This window comes from Nitrosovibrio sp. Nv6 (assembly GCF_900110495.1).
In the GTDB taxonomy this organism is placed as follows: Bacteria; Pseudomonadota; Gammaproteobacteria; order Burkholderiales; family Nitrosomonadaceae; genus Nitrosospira.
Map to the genome: position 1 here is coordinate 13892 of NZ_FODX01000010.1, position 18379 is coordinate 32270.

General features: G+C 51.5%; 20 protein-coding genes. 9 read left to right on the forward strand and 11 right to left on the reverse strand.

The window, feature by feature from the left end:
- From BMX66_RS14480 to BMX66_RS14515, 8 genes are all read right to left on the reverse strand, one after another.
- Positions 1–516: a hypothetical protein gene (locus tag BMX66_RS14480; protein WP_090883453.1), complete on the reverse strand. Its 516-nt coding sequence runs from the start codon at positions 514–516 to the stop codon at positions 1–3.
- 2 nt (positions 517–518) lie between these two features.
- Complete coding sequence (trbG, locus tag BMX66_RS14485; protein WP_255398980.1) at positions 519–1544, reverse strand: P-type conjugative transfer protein TrbG; 1026 nt, start codon at positions 1542–1544, stop codon at positions 519–521.
- A gap of 7 nt (positions 1545–1551) precedes the next feature.
- A complete protein-coding gene (locus BMX66_RS14490; protein ID WP_090883455.1) occupies positions 1552–2328 on the reverse strand; it encodes a VirB8/TrbF family protein in 777 nt (258 codons plus the stop codon).
- Positions 2325–4862, reverse strand: a complete 2538-nt coding sequence (locus BMX66_RS14495) for a VirB4 family type IV secretion/conjugal transfer ATPase (protein WP_090883457.1) — start codon at positions 4860–4862, stop codon at positions 2325–2327. Before BMX66_RS14495 ends, BMX66_RS14490 begins: the two co-directional genes overlap by 4 nt.
- The gene (locus BMX66_RS14500; protein WP_090883459.1) at positions 4859–5170 is read right to left on the reverse strand and encodes a conjugal transfer protein TrbD; all 312 of its coding nucleotides are present in this window, start codon (positions 5168–5170) and stop codon (positions 4859–4861) included. Before BMX66_RS14500 ends, BMX66_RS14495 begins: the two co-directional genes overlap by 4 nt.
- 5 nt (positions 5171–5175) lie before the next feature.
- Positions 5176–5565, reverse strand: a complete 390-nt coding sequence (gene trbC / locus BMX66_RS14505; RefSeq protein ID WP_090883461.1) for a conjugal transfer system pilin TrbC — start codon at positions 5563–5565, stop codon at positions 5176–5178.
- Between the two features lie 3 nt (positions 5566–5568).
- The gene (gene trbB, locus BMX66_RS14510; protein ID WP_199679336.1) at positions 5569–6531 is read right to left on the reverse strand and encodes a P-type conjugative transfer ATPase TrbB; all 963 of its coding nucleotides are present in this window, start codon (positions 6529–6531) and stop codon (positions 5569–5571) included.
- A 168-nt stretch (positions 6532–6699) separates the two neighbouring features.
- Positions 6700–7110, reverse strand: a complete 411-nt coding sequence (locus tag BMX66_RS14515; RefSeq protein WP_090883465.1) for a transcriptional regulator — start codon at positions 7108–7110, stop codon at positions 6700–6702.
- A 299-nt stretch (positions 7111–7409) separates the two neighbouring features.
- Here BMX66_RS14515 and trfA point away from each other — a divergent pair, with 299 nt between their 5' ends.
- The 6 genes from trfA to BMX66_RS14545 all read left to right on the forward strand — a co-directional run bounded on the left by trfA (position 7410) and on the right by BMX66_RS14545 (position 12178).
- The gene (trfA, locus tag BMX66_RS14520; protein WP_090883467.1) at positions 7410–8303 is read left to right on the forward strand and encodes a plasmid replication initiator TrfA; all 894 of its coding nucleotides are present in this window, start codon (positions 7410–7412) and stop codon (positions 8301–8303) included.
- Positions 8304–9223: 920 nt separating this feature from the next.
- Complete coding sequence (ssb, locus tag BMX66_RS14525) at positions 9224–9622, forward strand: single-stranded DNA-binding protein (protein ID WP_090883469.1); 399 nt, start codon at positions 9224–9226, stop codon at positions 9620–9622.
- 60 nt (positions 9623–9682) lie between these two features.
- A complete protein-coding gene (gene kleE / locus BMX66_RS14530) occupies positions 9683–9991 on the forward strand; it encodes a KleE stable inheritance protein (protein ID WP_143058250.1) in 309 nt (102 codons plus the stop codon).
- A gap of 42 nt (positions 9992–10033) precedes the next feature.
- Positions 10034–10813, forward strand: a complete 780-nt coding sequence (locus tag BMX66_RS14535) for a ParA family protein (protein WP_090883473.1) — start codon at positions 10034–10036, stop codon at positions 10811–10813.
- Positions 10810–11799 carry a ParB/RepB/Spo0J family partition protein gene (locus BMX66_RS14540; protein ID WP_090883475.1) on the forward strand — a complete coding sequence of 330 codons (990 nt, stop codon included), beginning with the start codon at positions 10810–10812 and terminating at the stop codon, positions 11797–11799. The genes BMX66_RS14535 and BMX66_RS14540 overlap by 4 nt, the downstream gene beginning before the upstream one ends.
- Positions 11800–11827: 28 nt before the next feature.
- Positions 11828–12178: a KfrB domain-containing protein gene (locus tag BMX66_RS14545; protein ID WP_090883477.1), complete on the forward strand. Its 351-nt coding sequence runs from the start codon at positions 11828–11830 to the stop codon at positions 12176–12178.
- A 5-nt stretch (positions 12179–12183) separates the two neighbouring features.
- On the opposite strand, the gene BMX66_RS14550 is transcribed toward BMX66_RS14545, so the two are convergent.
- From BMX66_RS14550 to BMX66_RS14560, 3 genes are read right to left on the reverse strand one after another with little or no spacing between them, the layout of a single operon-like run.
- Entirely contained in the window at positions 12184–12600 is a 417-nt protein-coding gene (locus BMX66_RS14550; RefSeq protein WP_090883479.1) for a hypothetical protein, read from the reverse strand.
- Positions 12597–13325, reverse strand: a complete 729-nt coding sequence (locus tag BMX66_RS14555; RefSeq protein WP_090883481.1) for a nucleotide-binding protein — start codon at positions 13323–13325, stop codon at positions 12597–12599. Before BMX66_RS14555 ends, BMX66_RS14550 begins: the two co-directional genes overlap by 4 nt.
- Positions 13326–13676, reverse strand: coding sequence for a TraK family protein (locus tag BMX66_RS14560; RefSeq protein WP_090883483.1), 351 nt, complete (start codon positions 13674–13676; stop codon positions 13326–13328).
- A gap of 242 nt (positions 13677–13918) precedes the next feature.
- On the opposite strand from BMX66_RS14560, the gene traJ reads away from it, so the two are divergent.
- From traJ to BMX66_RS14575, 3 genes are read left to right on the forward strand one after another with little or no spacing between them, the layout of a single operon-like run.
- On the forward strand, positions 13919–14293 hold the full coding sequence (gene traJ / locus BMX66_RS14565; protein WP_090883485.1) for a conjugal transfer transcriptional regulator TraJ: 375 nt from the start codon (positions 13919–13921) through the stop codon (positions 14291–14293).
- A 31-nt stretch (positions 14294–14324) separates the two neighbouring features.
- Positions 14325–16511 (forward strand): TraI/MobA(P) family conjugative relaxase, encoded by a 2187-nt coding sequence (traI, locus tag BMX66_RS14570; protein WP_090883487.1) that lies wholly within the window; start codon positions 14325–14327, stop codon positions 16509–16511.
- A complete protein-coding gene (locus BMX66_RS14575; protein WP_090883489.1) occupies positions 16508–18379 on the forward strand; it encodes a type IV secretory system conjugative DNA transfer family protein in 1872 nt (623 codons plus the stop codon). The genes traI and BMX66_RS14575 overlap by 4 nt, the downstream gene beginning before the upstream one ends.

The following is an 18379-nucleotide window of genomic DNA, read 5'->3' on the forward strand; positions in this document are numbered from 1 at the left end:
TTACTCCTTGAAAGTCCAGGCCCCCGCGGGCGCGACGGTACCGTTATCCCCTACGTATGCACGTGCCAGCATGGCATGTCCGATTTTCACTGTGATTCGGGAGAAATCCGCTGCGGGGGAATGATCAATCGCATAATGCAGCTCTATGCCTGTCTTGTCTGCTGGTGACTGGGCTGGTGTTTTGTCATCGGTTGCCGGCTTTGGCGAAAATGACGCGCCGAATGTGTCTTGCTGCAGGATCATGGCGAGCCCGCCCTTCTCAACAGCCCTTGACTCGGAAAGCGCATAACCTTTTGCACGCAGCTTTCCCGCCAGCAACGTGCCGAAACTCGTCGGCGCGGAAAATACGAAGTTAAATTGTGTCCTGGCAGGCGGATAAAGGCGCGCAAGCTGATTGGCGGTGTCGGATGCGATTTTTTCATCATAGGAGGCAAACCGCTTATCTCCTTCACTGGTGGGCTGGAGCGCACATGCGCCAAGGCTTGCACATAGCAACGTGATAAATAGAGAGCGCATGTTTATTGACCCTTCCTGATCGTGACGCGATCCTGACTGGAGCCGACACCGGCGACCAGGATAGCCTTGTCGAAAATGCTGTCCACAATGTAGCGATTGCCTTGCAGACGGTAATTCACCTGAACGGATTCTTCGTCGGTGAACAAACCTCCATCCTTGCGTACCACTAGCAGGATAGGGGCCTCGGCCTGATTCATGGTCGATGGCATCTGGATAATGGTTTTTACGCCATCGTTGTAGACACGCACTGGCTTCCATGCGGCGTTGGAGCCATCGATCGTATAGTCGAAGTTGAGATCCCCAAGGTATTCGCCAGTACCAGGCAGGATCTGCCGACTGTGGTTTTTGGCATCCGTTTTCTTGATTTCTTCCCACTTCGCCATTGCATCTTGCGGATAGATGAATCCCACCCGCGGCATGAATTCGTTGCGGTGCGAGCGCAACCGCAGATGGTAGGTGCGCCGGTCAGTGGTAACTATCAAGGACGTCTCCAGGCCCGTATCCATCGGTTTGATGATCAGATGCTGCACTTCATTTCCGCCGGCGCCGGTGACAGCTGGCTCGACCGTCCAGCGCGCCATGTCGCCAAGATGGATGGAATTTACCTGCTCGCCAGGTTGCAACTCCACATCACACACTTGCAGCACCGCGCAAACGATGCTCGGTTGTGTGGCACCGAACAGGAATCGCACGGTACCATCTGCACCAGCCACGGGTTTCACCCCTTGCGTGGAATTGCCGGCCTTCCATTTCTTGACGATGGCAAGCGCTTCGCGCTCATGCGGTGTTAGTTTCAGCTCAGGATTACTGAAATAAAGCGTTTCGGTTTCAGGCTCGGCTCTTGGCGGTGATGCCGGTTGATGAGGATATAAGACTGGAATGAACTCCATTTTTTTTGCAGGTGGCGGCTGTTCCACAGATGAAGTGGATCGAGGAGCCAGCATCTCCGGTGCGACCGCAAGATGCGAGCCAGCTATGGCGATAGCGGGAACGGCGCAGGTAATCGCCAAGACAGTAACTGCTTTCATATAGACCTCAAATTTGTTTGGACCAGGCGAAATCGCTGATAAAAATGCCCAAGGGGTTGTTGCGGATCTGTTCTTCGCTGGTTTCCGGTGCGGGCTCGGACACGTACATCGTCACCAGTGCGCGCATGCGGTATGGCGCAGTCTTCACAAAACCTTGTCGGTCGCGCACGGTTTCGGTCCAATCCACTTGCCAGGTTTCCGGTGTTTGCGCGATCACTGAAATAATTTCCGTGCTGACCGTTTCCTTTTCAGCTCGCTTGAAAGGATTCCAATCCGGCCTGCCGTTCAAAAACTCGTTCATCTTTGCCGTCGCTGGATCATCGGGTGAAAGCATTGCGTAGACCCCGAATATGGCCTTGCGCTGCAACGCCACATCAGGCGTCACCAGACGAGCCCATTGAATGAACGTTGCCATAGCTGCATGAATGACTCGCTGATCGACGGCTTTTGCCCGATCCACTGGTGCTACCGCAATTGTCTGGCCCAGTTTGTCCACCTCAACTACGTAAGGAATGAATTTCGATTGGCTGCCGATATAGATCATGCCGCCGACCCCGGCCAACGCAATCAGGAGACAGAGCAGGCCCAGCATTTGCCAGTTCTGGCGCGATGCCACTTGTTCTCCCACATGCTCATTCCAGGTGCGACGTGCCGCGAGATAAGGGTTGTCACTCTCCCCTGCCCTTCTGCCATCAGCCATTGATGATGTAACCCGTTCATCACCGGCAACTGGCCGCCTAAAGACCAATGACTTTAACGTCATTGCTAAATTGCTTACGTTCATGCCGCGACTCCATAATCGTTAAGGGTCAGACCCTTCATCCCCAGCCATTCCGTGACCCAAGCCTCTCCATGCTCGGCTTCCAGCCGCTTGATGACTTCGATAGAATCCTTGTCAGTGCTGCCGACGAAAGCGAGCGCCAGTGGACCCAAGGCAAGCTCGTACAGGCGCCGCCCCATTTCTGAAACGTAGTAGTAATGCTGCTTTTGCACGGCAGTCGCCAGAATTTCTATCTGCCGGTTGTTCAGTCCCATGCGGCGATAGAGTGCAGCCGTATCTTCGTCGCGCGCATAAACATTAGGCAGGAAAATCTTGGTGGCGGTAGATTCCACAATAACGTCGAGAATCCCGGAATTAGCCGCATCGGCCAGGCTTTGGGTTGCCATCACAACCATGCAATTTGCCTTGCGCATCACCTTGAGCCATTCCCGTATCTTTGCCCTGAAAACGGGATGCCCCAGCATGGTCCAGGCTTCATCCAGAATGATCATCGCGGGCTGGCCCTTGAGCGAGAGTTCGATGCGGCGGAAGAGGTAAAGCAGCACCGGCAACGCAAATTTGTCGCCCAGATTCATGAGTTCCTGGATTTCAAAAACGGTAAAATCGGAGAGTGATAAGCCATCCTCTTCGGCATCCAGCAAATGCCCCATGCTGCCATCTATAGTGTAGATATGCAGCGCTTCCCGCACTGCGTCGTCCTGGATCTTCGTATGCAAATCCGACAGAGTTTTGGAGTGAGTTTCATGCATGCTGGTAATTGCTTTCGCAATCTCGTTACGCTGGTTCGGCGTGGTATTCAAGCCATTTAGCGCAAGCAGAGCATCCACCCATTCCATTGCCCAAGCCCTATCTCCCTTTGTTTCGAGAAACTGCAAGGGGCAGAAGGAAAGCCTTTCTTCATCGCCCGCGATGATGAAGTGCTTCCCGCCAGTTGCTTTCGCAAGCGGGTACATCGACATCCCGAAATCAAAGACATGTAGCGACATGCCCTGGTAGCGGCGAGCTTGCGCTGCTATCACGCCAAGCTTGGTAGACTTTCCTGATCCGGTCGGGCCGAAGACAAAGGCATGTCCCACGTCGCGCACGTGCAAGTTGAGGCGGAATGGGGTTGCCCCATGCGTGATGCAGTGCATGAGCGCCGGGGCGCTTGGCGGGTACATCGGGCATGGCGCTTCGTTCAATCCCGTCCAGATCGTGCTGGTCGGCAGCAGGTCGGCTAAATTCATGGTGTTCATGAGCGGACGGCGCACGTTCTCGACGCCGTGACCCGGCAGGCTTCCGATGTACGCATCCATCGTATTGATCGTCTCAATGCGGGCAGTGAATCCCAAAGCGTTGATGGCCTTTTCCAGGGTACGCGCCGATGTTTCCAGTTGGGCGCGATCTTCGTCCATCAGCACTACCACACTGGTGTAGTAACCTTGCGCGACCAAGCCACTGCTGACTTCCGCTATTGCGGCTTCCGCATCCGCGACCATGGACATCGCATCCTGATCGACGACGCCGATGTGCGTATTGAAAACCTGGTCGAAGAAACCGCGGATTTTCTGCCGCCATTTCTTTCGAAATTTTTCAAGATGGGCAATAGCTTCGTGCTCGTCCATAAAGATGAAACGACTGGACCAGCGGTACTCACTCGGCAATTCCGCCAAGGCAGTCAGCATGCCGGGATACGATTCAGTCGGGAACCCTTCGATAGCGACGACCTGGATAAACTTGCGACCGATTTTGGGTACCACACCGGCCCAAAGTTCTTGTCCCCCGATCAGCATATCCAGGTACATGGGGTTGGTCGGCAGCTGCACCGGATGATTGATGCCGGTCACGCAAAATTGCAGCCAGCTTAGGAATTCGTCATGGGTTGCCTCAACCCCGTTTTCCCCCATGATTCTGTTGCCTTGCAGCCTTTTGAGCGTCAGGCCGGTTGACAGCCGTGATTCGATGTTGCGGCAATCGCGCTTGAAATGCTCGATGAGCGCCCCGGTATGCGCTTTATGATCGGGCTGCGCGCTATCGTCGTCGAACATTAGCTCGACGAATTTACGCTGGGCCAGCGATGGTGGAAACCAGGTCAGGGTCAGTACAAAATAACCCTCGTACATCGTGCCAATGTTCTCGAACAGCTGCCGGCGTTCTTCGTCGATTGCCGCCGATACAGGGTCGGGAAAATGCGACAGCCCCCGATCGGGATAATGGGGCGCCGGACGCCGCACCGCATCTACATGGATCATCCAGCCATTGCCGAGATTGAATAGCGCTTGATTAATCCGAAACGAAACAAGATTACGCTGCTCATCCGTTGCGCTGGCATTGTCCTCTCCGCGATATAGCCAAGCAGCCATAAAGGAACCGTTTTTGCCGACGATCACCCCATCGTCAACCATGGCCGCATAAATCAATAAGTCGGCCAGCCCGGCATCCTTAGCCCGATGCTTTTTCAGTTTGCGCTCAGCACCCGCCGCATCGAGTCTGGAAAACAGAACCGCCAGAAATACGATGCCGACACTCGCTATCACGACAGTCACAAATGCGATCATTTGTATTGTTTCTCCTGAGTGCGTGTGTTTTCCCGAAAAGGCGTCGCTCGCGCTGCGTAGTACGTCTTGTACCGCCGGTGCCGCAGATAAACGGGACGCATTTTTGGGTCGGACTTTGCCATAAGCCGCAGCAGGAACAAGGCGGTAATCCATAAAGCCGTTCCCACTATCGCGGCCCGGATCTCCTGGGCGTTGAAAACCAGCGCGAATGCCAGTAAACCCGAGAACATCACCAATTCTCGATCTCCCCCCATGAAAAGACTGTGGCGATTGCCGATCCTGCGTATGGGTATCTTGCGAAGCGCCATGATGATCAGCCGCGTGCTGTTGCGCCCTGCCCTGCTTGATAAACATCCTCAAGCGTGGCGATTTCTGCTCCGCGCCCGAAAAAATTCGACATCATGTTTTGCGCGCCGACCAACAAGGCCAGGACCAGTACGATATAGATCAATGTCCGAAAGAATCCCCCCAAGTCACCCCCCATTATCAGGACGCCGCCTGCAACCACGATTCCGATTATGGACAGCGTAAAAGCTACTGGCCCCGTCACCGAATTGCGCAGGTTGACCAACCAGCTCTCATACGGCAGCGTGCCCCCTACCCCTTCCGATGCCAATGCATATTCCGGCGACAACATCCATACAACGAGGAGCAACAGCGCAACGCACAACCATTCATTCGACCTCAAAACATCCCTGACCATGAACTACTCCTCTAGGGTTTTAATTAAGTAACAGCCTGCTTCATACCCGCCAATTTCGATGATTTCTTCGACTCGACGGCCCCCCTCCGGTGTCCGCGCGATATGGACGATGAGATGTACCGCATCGCCTATCAGCGGTTCAATGGGTTTGGGTGAATCAGGATGCATGCTGATCAGCATTGCGAGCCTGGATAAGCCGGCTCTTGCATCATTTGCATGAAGTGTGGCCACTCCGCCTTCATGACCTGTATTCCACGCCATCAGGAGATCGAGCGCTTCCGGGCCGCGCACTTCCCCGACAATAATACGATCAGGGCGCATGCGCAGCGTAGTGCGCAAGAGCTTTGTCATGCTAACTTCGGCGGATGTGTGATACTGAATGTAGTTTTTAGCGGTGCACTGGATCTCGCCGGTGTCCTCAATGACAACAACGCGAACATCAGGCTCGATTACCACGATATGGGCAAGTATGGCGTTGACCAGCGTGGTCTTACCCGATCCGGTGCCGCCGATTACGAGGATATCCCTTCGCCGTTTAGCCGCATCTTTAATACGTTCGCATTGCGCGATCGTCATAATACCGACGGCAACGTACTCGTCCATCGTGAATACTGACACGGCTTTTTTGCGAATGGCAAAAACGACTTCGGACACCACTGGGGGAACTTGACCAGCGAATCGGGAACCGTCCAGGGGGAACTCGCATTCCAATATGGGGTTGCTACGGGTGAGTTCGCGGCCATGATAGCCGGCGACGGTCTTCACGATTCCCCGGGCCTTGGCAGGGGGCATTATGCCGACGCAACGCATGGACTCGCCCAAGCGCTCCTGCCAAAGCTTGCCATCCGCGTTAAGCATGATCTCGACTGTTCTCGGATCATGCAACACCCCTAAAAATTCAGGACCTAGTTCACGCTCCAGCGTGCCCTTGGCGCGGGTCTTGATTGTTGAAATATCCTCTGTCACTTTCGCCAGTTTTCCAGAATCGCAGACTCGTATTTAATGAGCTGATACAATATAATGTATATTGTATCTTTGCAATACTAATCTTCATTCCAAAGAGCGGCAGAGGATATTCTGTAATTACACTTTATGCAAGGGCATGATTGAAATATTCAGAGACGAACGAGGCACTCAATATTCTAGAAACTTCTTTCTTCTAGCTTCTTTTATTTCCCGTATCTTTCGTTTATTGGCCTCGTCCCATGACTTTACCTGGTACGCCTGGAAACTTGTCAGCACCGCCGAGACACGCTCAAAACCTGGAGGCAAGCTTCTTGGTGCCCTACCTCCTGCTAGCGCATCAAGAGATTCACGATCCAGATCCGTTGACTCCAGCAATACCGGTAACGCGGTATCAAGCGCTTTAGCGATAGCTTCCATTGTCCCCAATGAGGGATTGGCTTTTCCCCTCGTGAGAGCGGAGATGAAAGCAGAGGATATTCCGGAGCGCGCTGCCAGCTCGTCTTGCGTCATGCCACGTTCATCAAGTATGCGAAGAATATTTGTGAAAAAGATTTGATGGTAAAAAGATGATCTGAGCATGAGTCCGGGCGTGGGGAATTTAGCGGCTAAACACTTTTTTATTTTTCTGCAAACAGCAGGCGCTTGAGTTGGCAGCTTATGTTTATTGCTGTGGGTATGTCAACAAAGAGTTAACGTTAATATTCTTTTGTCTTTCCAAGATAATTTCACTCAATATTTCCTGATAGCATTACAATAACAATAGTGCTCTTACTAGTTCTTTTTAGTGAATAGCAGTGCTCCTATTGAAATAATTACCAGTTTTGTTGAGCTTTTTTTAAGGTTAAAATGAAGTTGGGTTGGACAAAGGGGAAAAATGAATGAAAACAACTGAAAAAAAGGTTTCTAACGCTGATTTAGTCGCCAATCATAGCCCTGGCGTTGTCGATAATCTACGTCGCAATGCCTATCTACACAGCAAAGGCATCAGTCCGAACAAGCAAGTCCAGCTTACCCTGATTTTTCCAGACACAATTGGTGATCGCAAAGACTTGCGGCACATTCCCAACGATTACGCACGCAGTTCGCTTTTCACGGCTCGGAACAAACGGGAGCCGAGAAAATCCCTGATGCACGAAAAACTATTTCATTACAGCGAGTCCGTTTCAATCCTCTACACTGGCATCGAGCTACGGGCCGAAGACGACGAAGTCGTGTGGCTTCAAATATTGAGTTATGGGCAAAACGTTCCCCTCGGCCAGCCGTTCGAATTTTCAATCAAAGATCTGGTACGGGACATCAATTGGTCGAAGAATGGGCGTAATTACGAGCGGGTGCGCGAATGCATTTCACGACTCAGAGCCAACGAGGTTTTGGCTCTGAGCAGCAAAGCTTACGGAAAAAGCGGCAGCATCTCTCTGATTGCCAATTACACCGCGATCAACGATTCTGATGGTAAGTCGAGTCAATACCGTGTCTGGATCAGCCCTGACTTGATTGTCCTATTTGCTGGCAATACATTTACAAGCCACACATGGGATACCTACCGCAATTTATCGCCTGTGGCCCGCCGACTGGCAGACTACGTAGGAAGCCATCAGCATCCCTTCCCTCTTGCTCTTGATAAATTTCGCCAAATCTGCGCGTCTACTCGTTCTAGTGTCACTAGTTGGCGGCAGACCGTCAGAAAGGCTTGTGCCGAAGTGCAAGAAGCCAAAATTGCCTCCTCTGCCTTCCTCAGCAAAGACGATCAAATCTGCTGCGTTCGCAAATAACATTGACAGGCTCATCATAGGAGCTCTTGCTTAGGCATACCTCCAAAAACGTATGTCATCCGTCACATAAAGCGCAATGCAGTAAGTAGTTGTAGATAACTTGGCTGCGTACCCTTAAAGCAGCCAAAGCGTGACGAATGACATATGGTGCGTGATGGATGACATACATGCTTTTTGCCAAACCTATGTCATCCGTCACGCTTGAAAGGCAATTTCCGGTTTTAACTCGTGGAATAACACCGTCACATCGTAAATCCCCAAGCCTTGCAGTCTAATCCCAGGCTACCAGCGTCAAAATCGTGACGGATGACATACGAAACAAGTCAAAAACTATCCACATCGTGACGGATGACATACGAAATCGTGACGGATGGTATACGAAATCGTGACGGATGACATACGAAATCGTGACGGATGGTATACGGTGATTTTTTACAATCTCTTGATTCGTACGGACTATTACAGCATTTATTTCATCTCTAACCGTTCTTCTAACCGTATCTTTAACCGCTTTTTAACCAACGCTTAGTTCAACTTTCAACAAAAAGTACCACTTTCCCCCCCTAGCTGGCCAATCAGCTCTAACTTCTAGAACCAAAATTAAACTCTAAAACCGTTTTATTTTGAATCGCGCCCACCCGTGGATAAATTGGTTGTCCCCTACGCTTTCGCTTCGGGGACAATCGGCAAGCCGATTCCCAATTCTATCCACCGGTTCCCCACGGCTTCTGCCTTTGGCCTGTCGCGCTTCGCTTGCCCAAATTATTCTTAATTTTTAACTTCTCTCGCACTTGCAGCCTAAGCCTGTATTTACCCTCGCCTAACATATTCAGTATGTAGCATTCGATAATTCACTATATAATGCAATAAAGTACTTTCTAAAAAAGTTTTTCATTTGTTAGATAAAAAGGAGATCGAAAATGGCTACTCTTAATAGAGCCCAAATTATTGGTAATCTTGGTGCTGACCCTGAAGTCCACTATATGCCGGACGGTGGTAAAGTTACAACGATTAGCGTCGCAACCAGCGAAACCTGGAAAGACGACAAAGGCAATAAGAAAAAAAACAAGGAATGGCACCGGGTTATTTTCTTTCGCGGCCTGGCTGACATCGCGGAAAACTATCTCAAGGAAGGCAAGCAGGTCTACATCGAGGGAAAACTGCGCACCCGGAAGTGGACCGATGACAATAATGTAGTCCGGTACTCCACCGAGATCATAGGCAGAGACATGAAAATGCTAGGAAAAAAGCCGGTAGACTCGGGCGAGTGGGCAGATGACGACAAAGACACCGGTTTTGACGATGGGATGTGTGGATAAACGCTAGCAACGTACTAACCCGCCCCGTTGCGGGTTAGTATTTATGAGGTAGATCAAGCTATGGCTAAGATAATAATGTTTCCTTCGGCGAATAACCGCAGTGTTGCAGGAACACCGCCTGTTGCCGTTAATCTCGTTCTACGCTTTGTGAATTTTTTTGTTGCTACCGTTTGGGTAATTACCGTGCTTAGTTGGCCGACGCTGCGCTGGATTGGCGCATTTACCGTAACGCTACAGGGCTTTCGAATGCTCATGCTCTTTAGCGATAAAGGAGTTTTCCTGGACTGGATTTTTATAGGTTACTTTTCGGGCTATGTCGCTTTGCATTATTTTGTTGCGACCTATCGCCCGGCAAAATTTAGCCGCTAAATTATCGTACCTCTGTCTGTTACGGATTAAGGTTATAAAACAATGAAAATATTAGTAGCAGCTAATCAAAAGGGTGGCGTAGGCAAGACGGCCGCATTGGTCCACCTAGCGTTTAATTTCGTGGAACGCGGTCTAAAAGTCGCCGTGATCGATCTGGACACGCAAGGCAATGCTTCCTACACTTTGGCTGACTATCGTGGCGATGCCCTTGCCAGCTCGATGTTTGGCGAGGCTTCACCGGGTTGGTTACAAAATACGCTGCCGGAAACAGGATTGCTATTGATTGCATCCGACTCGGGGTTGGCAAACCTGGAGCGATTGTCGCTAGAGAATGCCAGAGCACGCTTTCAGACGAACATAGAATTATTGCGCGAGACACAATTCGATGTATGCTTAATAGATACTGCGCCGTCAATGGGCATTGGATTGATGAGCGCACTTTATGTATCGGATTACGTTTTTTCACCAATTGAACTTGAAGCTTACAGCGTCCAGGGATTAACGAAGTTGTTGACAACGATTAGCCATGTGCGTAAGCACACTCCAGGCATGCCGCCTAATCCAAAGCTTAAGTTTTTAGGCATGCTGCCTAGCAAAGTGGATTCAAGAAAGCCCCGGCAGGTCCGTAATCTTGCGGAACTGAAGGCCGCGTACCCCGATCTTCTAATTCCATTCAATATTGGTTTTCGAGACGGAATAGCAGAAGCGCTAGCCTCCGGTGTGCCGGTTTGGCATATAAAGACAACTGCAGCCCGAGAAGCAGCGAAAGAGACTCGCGCAGTAGCGGATTATATTTTTAAAAAGATGGAGCTTGCCGAATGAAACCAAATAAAAAAAGCGCAACGCCGGCACCAAAAAATAAAAGTTCATCTGGTCTTGGCCTTGATAATACGATCGACTTGTCCAGGTATCTTCGCGATGATGACGTCCACTCTCATGGCGATCAGCGTCCAATGGAACTGGATCTGTCGTTGATAGATGAAGATCCGCACCAGCCCCGCACGGAATTCAATGAAGAGTTGCTCCAGGAGATGGCACAAACCATCCGTGCCCGAGGCGTGAAAAATCCAATCTCGGTACACAAAAACGCATCCCAGGAAGGGCGGTTTATCATCAATGACGGCGCCAGGCGCTACCGTGCGTCGAAGATTGCCGGAAAAAAAACCATTCCTGCCTTCCTTGATAGCGACTTCACCAAGATCGATCAGATCATTGTTAACGCTCATCACGAAACTTTCACGCCCAGGGAGTGGGCGGTTTTAATCGATCAGGAAAAAAAGCAAGGAAAGAACCAAGCGCAAATCGCTGAGGATCTGGGTAAGTCTCGCGCCTTTATCACCCAGCATGCAAAACTACTTACATTGCCTGATCCCATTTCCCAGGTATTTAATTCCGGACGCTGTACTGATGCCACTTCGCTAAATGAATTGGCTGTGATGCGCGAGCGCGATCCAAAAGAAGTTGACGCCTGGCTGAGTGATGAAAACATGCCGATCACCCGTGGAACGGTAAAGCAGTTACGTGAATTCCTGCATAACAAACACGAGCAGCCCGACGAAAATAACGAGGAGATAGCGCCCATCGAAAGTGCGGTGGCGATTGCCAGGGAAAAAAGACCGGCTGAAACCGATCCGAACAAACTGCGCAAAGCAATCGTTCAGGTGCAGCATGAGGGGAGGGCGGCACGACTGCTCTTGAACCGCCGTCCATCCGCTCAAGGGCTGGCTTGGCTTAAGTACGACGATGATGGCACAGAGTTCGAAACCACATTGGATCGGGTTAAATTGGTAGCTGTGCTTGAGGCGTAGTGTCTAGTATAAGAAAGGGGAGAGTTGCATGAAGCAGAGAATTCTCATTATGAACAAACAGCGTCTTGTTCAGAGTGAGCAGGGAGGGCAGTGGGTCACGAATAAAATAGAAAAAGCCGGCGATATGAAAGCCGGCATTTACAATTTGTATCTGGCAACGGATGCAGACAAGGCCAAAACCTCCATCGGCGTCATATTGCACACCGACAAAGACTATGTGTATCAGCAAGACAGGGACGGCAAGCGAGTGATCCGGCATGCACTTGACGCTTTCAATGCCGCACCCCCCAACGGAGCGATGAAAAACATATCGTACGAGGACGATAGGGCAATAGCAGTTACATCTTCCGAAAAAATCAGCCGCGGAATAAAACACTAAGCTGATTAATTCCCCGCAGCCGCCCAAAGTACAATGGCGGCGGCGGCAAGCGTCAGAACCGACGCGAGCAGGTTAAGGTTATTTAGACGCTGCCATCTTTGACCCCCCGCTGCTAACCGGTCCATCGCCAGATCAGTTTCCTCCCTAATCGTGGCAGTGATCATATCTCGCATCGAGGCGACGGTGCTGTTGAGGGTCTTGTTCGCCTGATTGCTGGCTTCATTTCCCCACCGCTGCGCGATGGTATCCAGCTCTTTGCGGAAGTCCTGGAGCATGCCTTCCTGGGCCTGCTTGCTCGTAGTCATCAGCTGTTTGTTGATCGTATATAGCATCAGTATGGGATCATCGCGGCTAAGCATGATATTGTGCTTGACCGCAACCTCTTTGATGATCTCATCAATGCCCTCAAGATCCTTGGTCATAGCAAAACTGAGGCTTGATCAAGCTCACTGTAGAGTTTGTCGCGCACAATCTTCAGCCGCTGGCGCGTCATGATGGTGAGTGATCCCATGGCCAGCGCTTCATCGAATGTCATCCTTTTTTGCAGCATATCGCTCAGATCGCGGCCATAAGTTTGTTCTTTGAGCGCCGGCATTTGAACAATGGCGGACACCCGCTCCTTGTTGTCCCTGTACGCTTTGAGCTGTTCAAAGCTTTTGCCATCGTGTTCGATCAGTCCCCAAAAGGGGTTTAGCCAAACAACGAAACTTGCCTCAGCTGGAAATTGCGTAACAACTTGGGCAAACCCATTCAACGTATCCAGTAGCGCCTGCCCACCGGTAATTACCGTGTGCACCGCGAGCTCGTGCCCCATATCCTGCAGCAACGCCGGCACCTGGTTACTGATGAGGTAATGAGAAAGCGGTACAAATGAGCTGGCACCGTTGTCGATGATTGCATCTTCTTCCGTTGATGCAAGCAGTTCCACAAGGGAATCGAAGTTGCGGGAGTTGATTTCATCCCCGTCCATTATCTGGAGCCTTTTGACATCAAGGCTTTTGTAACCGTGAAAAGTGGCGTTAACGGGATCAGTATCGATGCATAGGGGTTTTTGACCCTTGCTTACCTTGTATTGCGCGAGGATCGCCGCCAGGACTGATTTTCCGACGCCGCCCTTACCTTGCAGGACCATGTGAAATTTTGCCATTTAGAGTAAATCCTCTTTCCTAGGTGTGGATTCAAAGGTAAAGCCAGTGATGGAAGACGTTACCGTTCTTGTTGCTTTTGCATCCGCTGTCTTGTTTTCTCGCGCCGCTACGGTTGCTTTGCCAGACAGCATCGATCTTTTGACACGCCGGCAGAATGCCGCATAGCCAAACCTTATTTTTCCTTCCTGATATAGCGTTTCCCATATTTGCAGAATCGCCCAGCCGTCGTTCAGCGCCTTGCTGATTTCGCCGCGAAGCGCCAAAAACGCAGCGGTATTACGCGCTGCCTTTGATGCTCTGTTGTGCGTCACATTTTCAGCTATCCGGGTAGATAGATCTTTTTCGGGCATATAAGGCAGGTGAATTAATCGATATAGTGTGTTCTCAATGGAAGATATACTGAATATATCGATTGTGCAAGCTCGTATTATCTGGTACTTTATTTCGTATCCATCGAAGAGCCGGGCAGGATATGTGAAGTTAGCTAACCTGCAAGCAGGTTTTCTTCCTTCACTTGATCCTTATTCGCGCTACGCGCTCAACGGAAATCCTGCTCTGCGAGGCAGGACGGCTACCGCCGCCAAGGGAAACAATGAAAAACGCAAAGCAACAATTCAAGCGGAAGCGCTGCCAACACTTACGCGTGCCCGTGCTTCCAGAAGAGAAAACTGCTATCAAGCGCCAGGCCGACGCAGCCGGCTTGTCTATTGCGGCTTATTTGCGCAATGTGGGTTTAGGCTACGAAGTCCACGGCACGCTGGACTATCGTTGTGTTGAAGATATGGCCAAGATCAACGGGGACCTGGGACGGATGGGCGGGCTGTTAAAGCTTTGGCTGACGAACCATGAACGCCTGACAGAGTTTCGCCCGGTGGATGTGCGCAAGCTAATTTTTGGCAATTTAGCCAAAATAGACTCCAATCAGGACGAGCTGCGCAAGATCATCAAAAGGGTCGTCGCGTCGTGATTTGTTTAGCGGCTAAATTCCGGAGCGAGTGGTGATTGCCAAACAGATTCCCATGAAGGTTGCGAAGAAAAGCAACTTTGGGGAGCTGGTGAACTACATTACCAATGCGCAGAACAAGCATGAGCGCGTCCATCAGATTACCGTGACAAACTGTTATCAGACTTACTACGCGTACGCGACTGATGAAATCCTAGCCATCCAATTGCAAAATACGCGGGCCGAATCCGACAAAACCTATCATTTGATTATTTCATTCAGGACAGGGGAGCAGCCTGCACCCGAGGTACTAGAAGCGATTGAATCAAGGTTGTGCGATGCATTGGGTTTCAAGGAGCATCAACGCATAAGCGCCGTCCACACGGACACGGACAATATGCATATTCATGTCGCGATCAACAAGATTCACCCGTATCGGTTGACCATCCACAATCCTTATTGTGATCACAAGACCTTGGGCAAGGCATGCGATAAGCTGGAATTGGAGTATGGCCTGGCACATGATAATCACGACCCGAAGCAGCGCGGGAGTCAAAGCCGGGCTTTTGATATGGAACACGCCGGCGGCGTCGAGAGTTTGCTTGGCTGGATCAGGCGGGAATGCCTGGATCAAATTCGAGCCGCACCGACCTGGGAAGGGCTGCATGAAGTCATGCAGCGCAACGGCCTTGTCCTTAGCGCGAAGGGCAACGGTCTGGTGATTACCGACAGGGAGGGGAGGGGAGTGAAGCCAAGTTCGATCGCGCGGGATCTGTCAAAAAACCATCTCGAACAACGGCTGGGGCACTTCTCCCCATCGGCTGCGCACCACAGCCAACCAGAGCAGGTTTATCAGCCACGCCCGATGACTTCTCGCCATGAAACCGTCGATCTCTACGCAGAGTATCAGCGGGAGCAGGCGCAACTAATGGCATCTCGCGCCGCGGCCAGGCTGGAATCGGCGAAAAGGACCAAGTTGTCGATCGAGGCAGCAAAGAACGAAGCGCGACTGAAACGCTCGGCTATCGAATTGCTGACCAGCGGCAGGCTCAACAAGAAACTTTTGTATCAGCTCACGAGCAAAACCCTTCAGGCAAAAATAAAGAACATCAACCAGCGGCATCGTGAAGAACGACAATCCCAGTCGTTCCGGACGTCATGGCTTGATTGGCTGCAACAAAAGGCCGCACACGGCAATCAACAGGCTTTGTCAGCGTTACGCGCACGAAGGAGGACGAGTCCGGCGCAAGGCGGCAATACCGTGACGGGGGAAGCTCCCAAAAATCCGCAGCCTATGCCTGGTATTCGACCCAACAGCATTACCAAGCAAGGGACACTCATCTATCGTGTTGGCGCATCGGCCATCAGGGATGACGGCACGTACCTCAAAGTGTCCAAGGCGATTAGTCAGAAGGGATTGGAGATGTCGCTGCACATGGCAATGCGTCGTTTCGGAACACGTATCCGCGTTGAAGGCACTGCGGAATTCAAGCAGCGCGTCGTGCAGCTCGCCGCGACAGCGAAACTGCCGCTCGTTTTTGACAACGAGGCCCTGGAAGAACAACGCCGGGCAATTTTATCGGTCACCCATAAATCGGAGCAAACCCATGAGCAATCTATCGGAAACCGAACTCCAGGCCCAGCTCGACCACTTGATCGAAGAGCAAGAGTTGACAGGCAACGAAGCTATGCCGGAATTGAGCGAACTGGAAACGGACTACTACGCCAACGATTACATAAGCCACACGTTGCGCGGGTTGGAACCAAGCCGCCACCCCAAGGAAAAAACCGTCTGCGAGGATTGCCCGAACTCGGTATGGTTCACGTCGCCGAACGAGGTGAAATGCTACTGCCGAGTCATGTTCCTGGTGACATGGAGCAGCAAAAATCCCACCCAAATAACAGCGTGCGACGGACTCCACCTCACTCAGGAAGAATGATGGCAACTTCCGGTGAAGAGGCGGCACTGAAGTATATTGCCGAGCGCGAGGCGAAAAGAGAGGTTATCAAGGATATTCCCAAACACATCAATTGGGAGGCTGGGCAGGGCGGTCGTGCCGAGTTTGCGGGTTGGCGCCAGAAAGACGGTCAACCGTTGATTCTGTTGAAATCAGATAAAGCAGAAATAATCGTATTGCCAACCGATGCGGCAACGCTGAATCGGGTTAAACGATTGAAGATAGGCGCCAGAGTAGCTTTTGATGCCAAGGGTAAAGTTAGACAAAAAGGGCTCAGTTTATGAAACAAGGTTTTGACAACACGATAGGGCCGCAAGTCAGAAGGGTCAGGACAGATAGATCCCCGTTGATCCTTATACTGGTTGTAATAACCCTATTAGGTGGCTTATCTTCAGCCACGCAATACTTTGCCCATCTCTTCCAGTATCACGCCTCTCTAGGGTGGAATTTCAGCTCTATTTATCCTCCCTGGAGGATATTGGAATGGGCGCGGGATTGGCAACAGCATTATCCTAGTCAATTTAGCAGCGCCGGCGGCGTGGGCATTATTGTTACCGCCGTGGGCTTCCTTGCCGTGCTTGCCCTAAAAACGACTATCACTGGCTCTAAGCCCAATCCCTATTTGCATGGCTCGGCGCGTTGGGCCGAGCGCAAGGATATTGAGGCAGCCGGGCTCTTGCCGCGCGCTTCCCTGTTTGCACGGCTTCGCGGCCAAGCGCCGCAAGTGAATTCGGGCGTGTACGTCGGCTCCTGGTTAGACAAGCAGGGCAGGCAACATTACCTGCGTCACGAGGGGCCACAACACGTCTTATGCTATGCACCTACGCGCTCGGGCAAGGGCGTCGGTTTAATCGTGCCCACGCTGCTATCGTGGCCGGAAAGCGCTGTTATCACCGACCTGAAAGGTGAGTTATGGGAGCTGACGGCGGGCTGGCGGCAACGACACGCAAAGAACAAGGTGCTGCGGTTTGAGCCGGCTTCGGCGGCGCATAGTGCCCATTGGAATGCACTTGAAGAGATCCGGCTGGGTACCGATCACGAGGTCGGCGATATTCAGAACTTAGCCACCCTGATTGTCGATCCTGATGGTAAAGGGCTAGAGTCCCATTGGCAAAAGACAGCTCAGGCGTTGCTGGTTGGCGTAATCCTGCACGCCCTCTATAAAGCTGCCGGTACCGGCATTACGCCTTCCTTATCGGACGTTGACGACATGCTTGCCGATCCGGATCGGGATATTCAGGAATTGTGGATGGAAATGAACCAGCATCCCGGCGCTGGCCCGAACCAGCGCTTAATCAGCGCATCCGCCAGGGACATGCTCGATCGGCATGAGGAGGAAGCCGGGTCGATAGTGTCGAGTGTGAAATCCTACCTGTCCTTGTACCGCGATCCAGTTGTAAGACAAAATATAAGCGACTCGCACTTTAGAATCAAGGACTTAATGCATCACGATAATCCGATCAGCCTCTATATCGTAACCAGCCCCGATGACAAGACCCGATTACGTCCGCTGGTGCGAGTCATGATAAACATGATTGTGCGCTTGCTTGCCGGCAAAATGACTTTTGAGAATGGACGGCCCAAGGCCCACTACAAGCACCGGCTGCTGGCGATGCTGGATGAGTTTCCGAGCATGGGCAAGCTCGATATTATGCAGGAATCACTCGCCTTTCTCGGCGGCTACGGCATTATGTGCTATCTCGTCTGCCAGGATATCAATCAGCTAAAGTCGCGAGATGCGGGATACGGACCTGATGAGACTATCACTTCGAATTGTCATATTCAGAATGCTTTTCCGCCAAACAGAATTGAAACCGCGGAACATCTCTCGAAACTTACCGGACAAACAACCATCCTTAAAGAACAGACGACCAGGACAGGGCGGGGCGTCCTTGCATCGGGCAGTCAGGTTTCCCGCACCAAGCAGGAAATACAGCGCTCGTTGCTTACCGTGGATGAATGTTTACGGATGCCGGGGCCAGTGAAGGTGCGACGAGGCGACGAAGATCTTATCGAAGAAGCCGGCGACATGATTATCTATGTGGCGGGATTCCCGGCTATTTATGGCAAACAGCCGCTTTACTTCAAAGACCCGGTTTTTCAGGCAAGGGCTGAGATACCGGCCTCCGGCCAAAGCGATAGGCTTATTTGA

What these genes read in the sequence shown, in the direction of transcription:
- BMX66_RS14480 (WP_090883453.1), bottom strand. Translation starts at nt 516, where the DNA reads ATGCGCTCTCTATTTATCACGTTGCTATGTGCAAGCCTTGGCGCATGT.
- trbG (WP_255398980.1), bottom strand. Translation starts at nt 1,544, where the DNA reads ATGAAAGCAGTTACTGTCTTGGCGATTACCTGCGCCGTTCCCGCTATC.
- BMX66_RS14490 (WP_090883455.1), bottom strand. Translation starts at nt 2,328, where the DNA reads ATGAACGTAAGCAATTTAGCAATGACGTTAAAGTCATTGGTCTTTAGG.
- BMX66_RS14495 (WP_090883457.1), bottom strand. Translation starts at nt 4,862, where the DNA reads ATGATCGCATTTGTGACTGTCGTGATAGCGAGTGTCGGCATCGTATTT.
- BMX66_RS14500 (WP_090883459.1), bottom strand. Translation starts at nt 5,170, where the DNA reads ATGGCGCTTCGCAAGATACCCATACGCAGGATCGGCAATCGCCACAGT.
- trbC (WP_090883461.1), bottom strand. Translation starts at nt 5,565, where the DNA reads ATGGTCAGGGATGTTTTGAGGTCGAATGAATGGTTGTGCGTTGCGCTG.
- BMX66_RS14515 (WP_090883465.1), bottom strand. Translation starts at nt 7,110, where the DNA reads ATGCTCAGATCATCTTTTTACCATCAAATCTTTTTCACAAATATTCTT.
- trfA (WP_090883467.1), top strand. Translation starts at nt 7,410, where the DNA reads ATGAAAACAACTGAAAAAAAGGTTTCTAACGCTGATTTAGTCGCCAAT.
- ssb (WP_090883469.1), top strand. Translation starts at nt 9,224, where the DNA reads ATGGCTACTCTTAATAGAGCCCAAATTATTGGTAATCTTGGTGCTGAC.
- kleE (WP_143058250.1), top strand. Translation starts at nt 9,683, where the DNA reads ATGGCTAAGATAATAATGTTTCCTTCGGCGAATAACCGCAGTGTTGCA.
- BMX66_RS14535 (WP_090883473.1), top strand. Translation starts at nt 10,034, where the DNA reads ATGAAAATATTAGTAGCAGCTAATCAAAAGGGTGGCGTAGGCAAGACG.
- BMX66_RS14540 (WP_090883475.1), top strand. Translation starts at nt 10,810, where the DNA reads ATGAAACCAAATAAAAAAAGCGCAACGCCGGCACCAAAAAATAAAAGT.
- BMX66_RS14545 (WP_090883477.1), top strand. Translation starts at nt 11,828, where the DNA reads ATGAAGCAGAGAATTCTCATTATGAACAAACAGCGTCTTGTTCAGAGT.
- BMX66_RS14550 (WP_090883479.1), bottom strand. Translation starts at nt 12,600, where the DNA reads ATGACCAAGGATCTTGAGGGCATTGATGAGATCATCAAAGAGGTTGCG.
- BMX66_RS14555 (WP_090883481.1), bottom strand. Translation starts at nt 13,325, where the DNA reads ATGGCAAAATTTCACATGGTCCTGCAAGGTAAGGGCGGCGTCGGAAAA.
- BMX66_RS14560 (WP_090883483.1), bottom strand. Translation starts at nt 13,676, where the DNA reads ATGCCCGAAAAAGATCTATCTACCCGGATAGCTGAAAATGTGACGCAC.
- traJ (WP_090883485.1), top strand. Translation starts at nt 13,919, where the DNA reads ATGAAAAACGCAAAGCAACAATTCAAGCGGAAGCGCTGCCAACACTTA.
- BMX66_RS14575 (WP_090883489.1), top strand. Translation starts at nt 16,508, where the DNA reads ATGAAACAAGGTTTTGACAACACGATAGGGCCGCAAGTCAGAAGGGTC.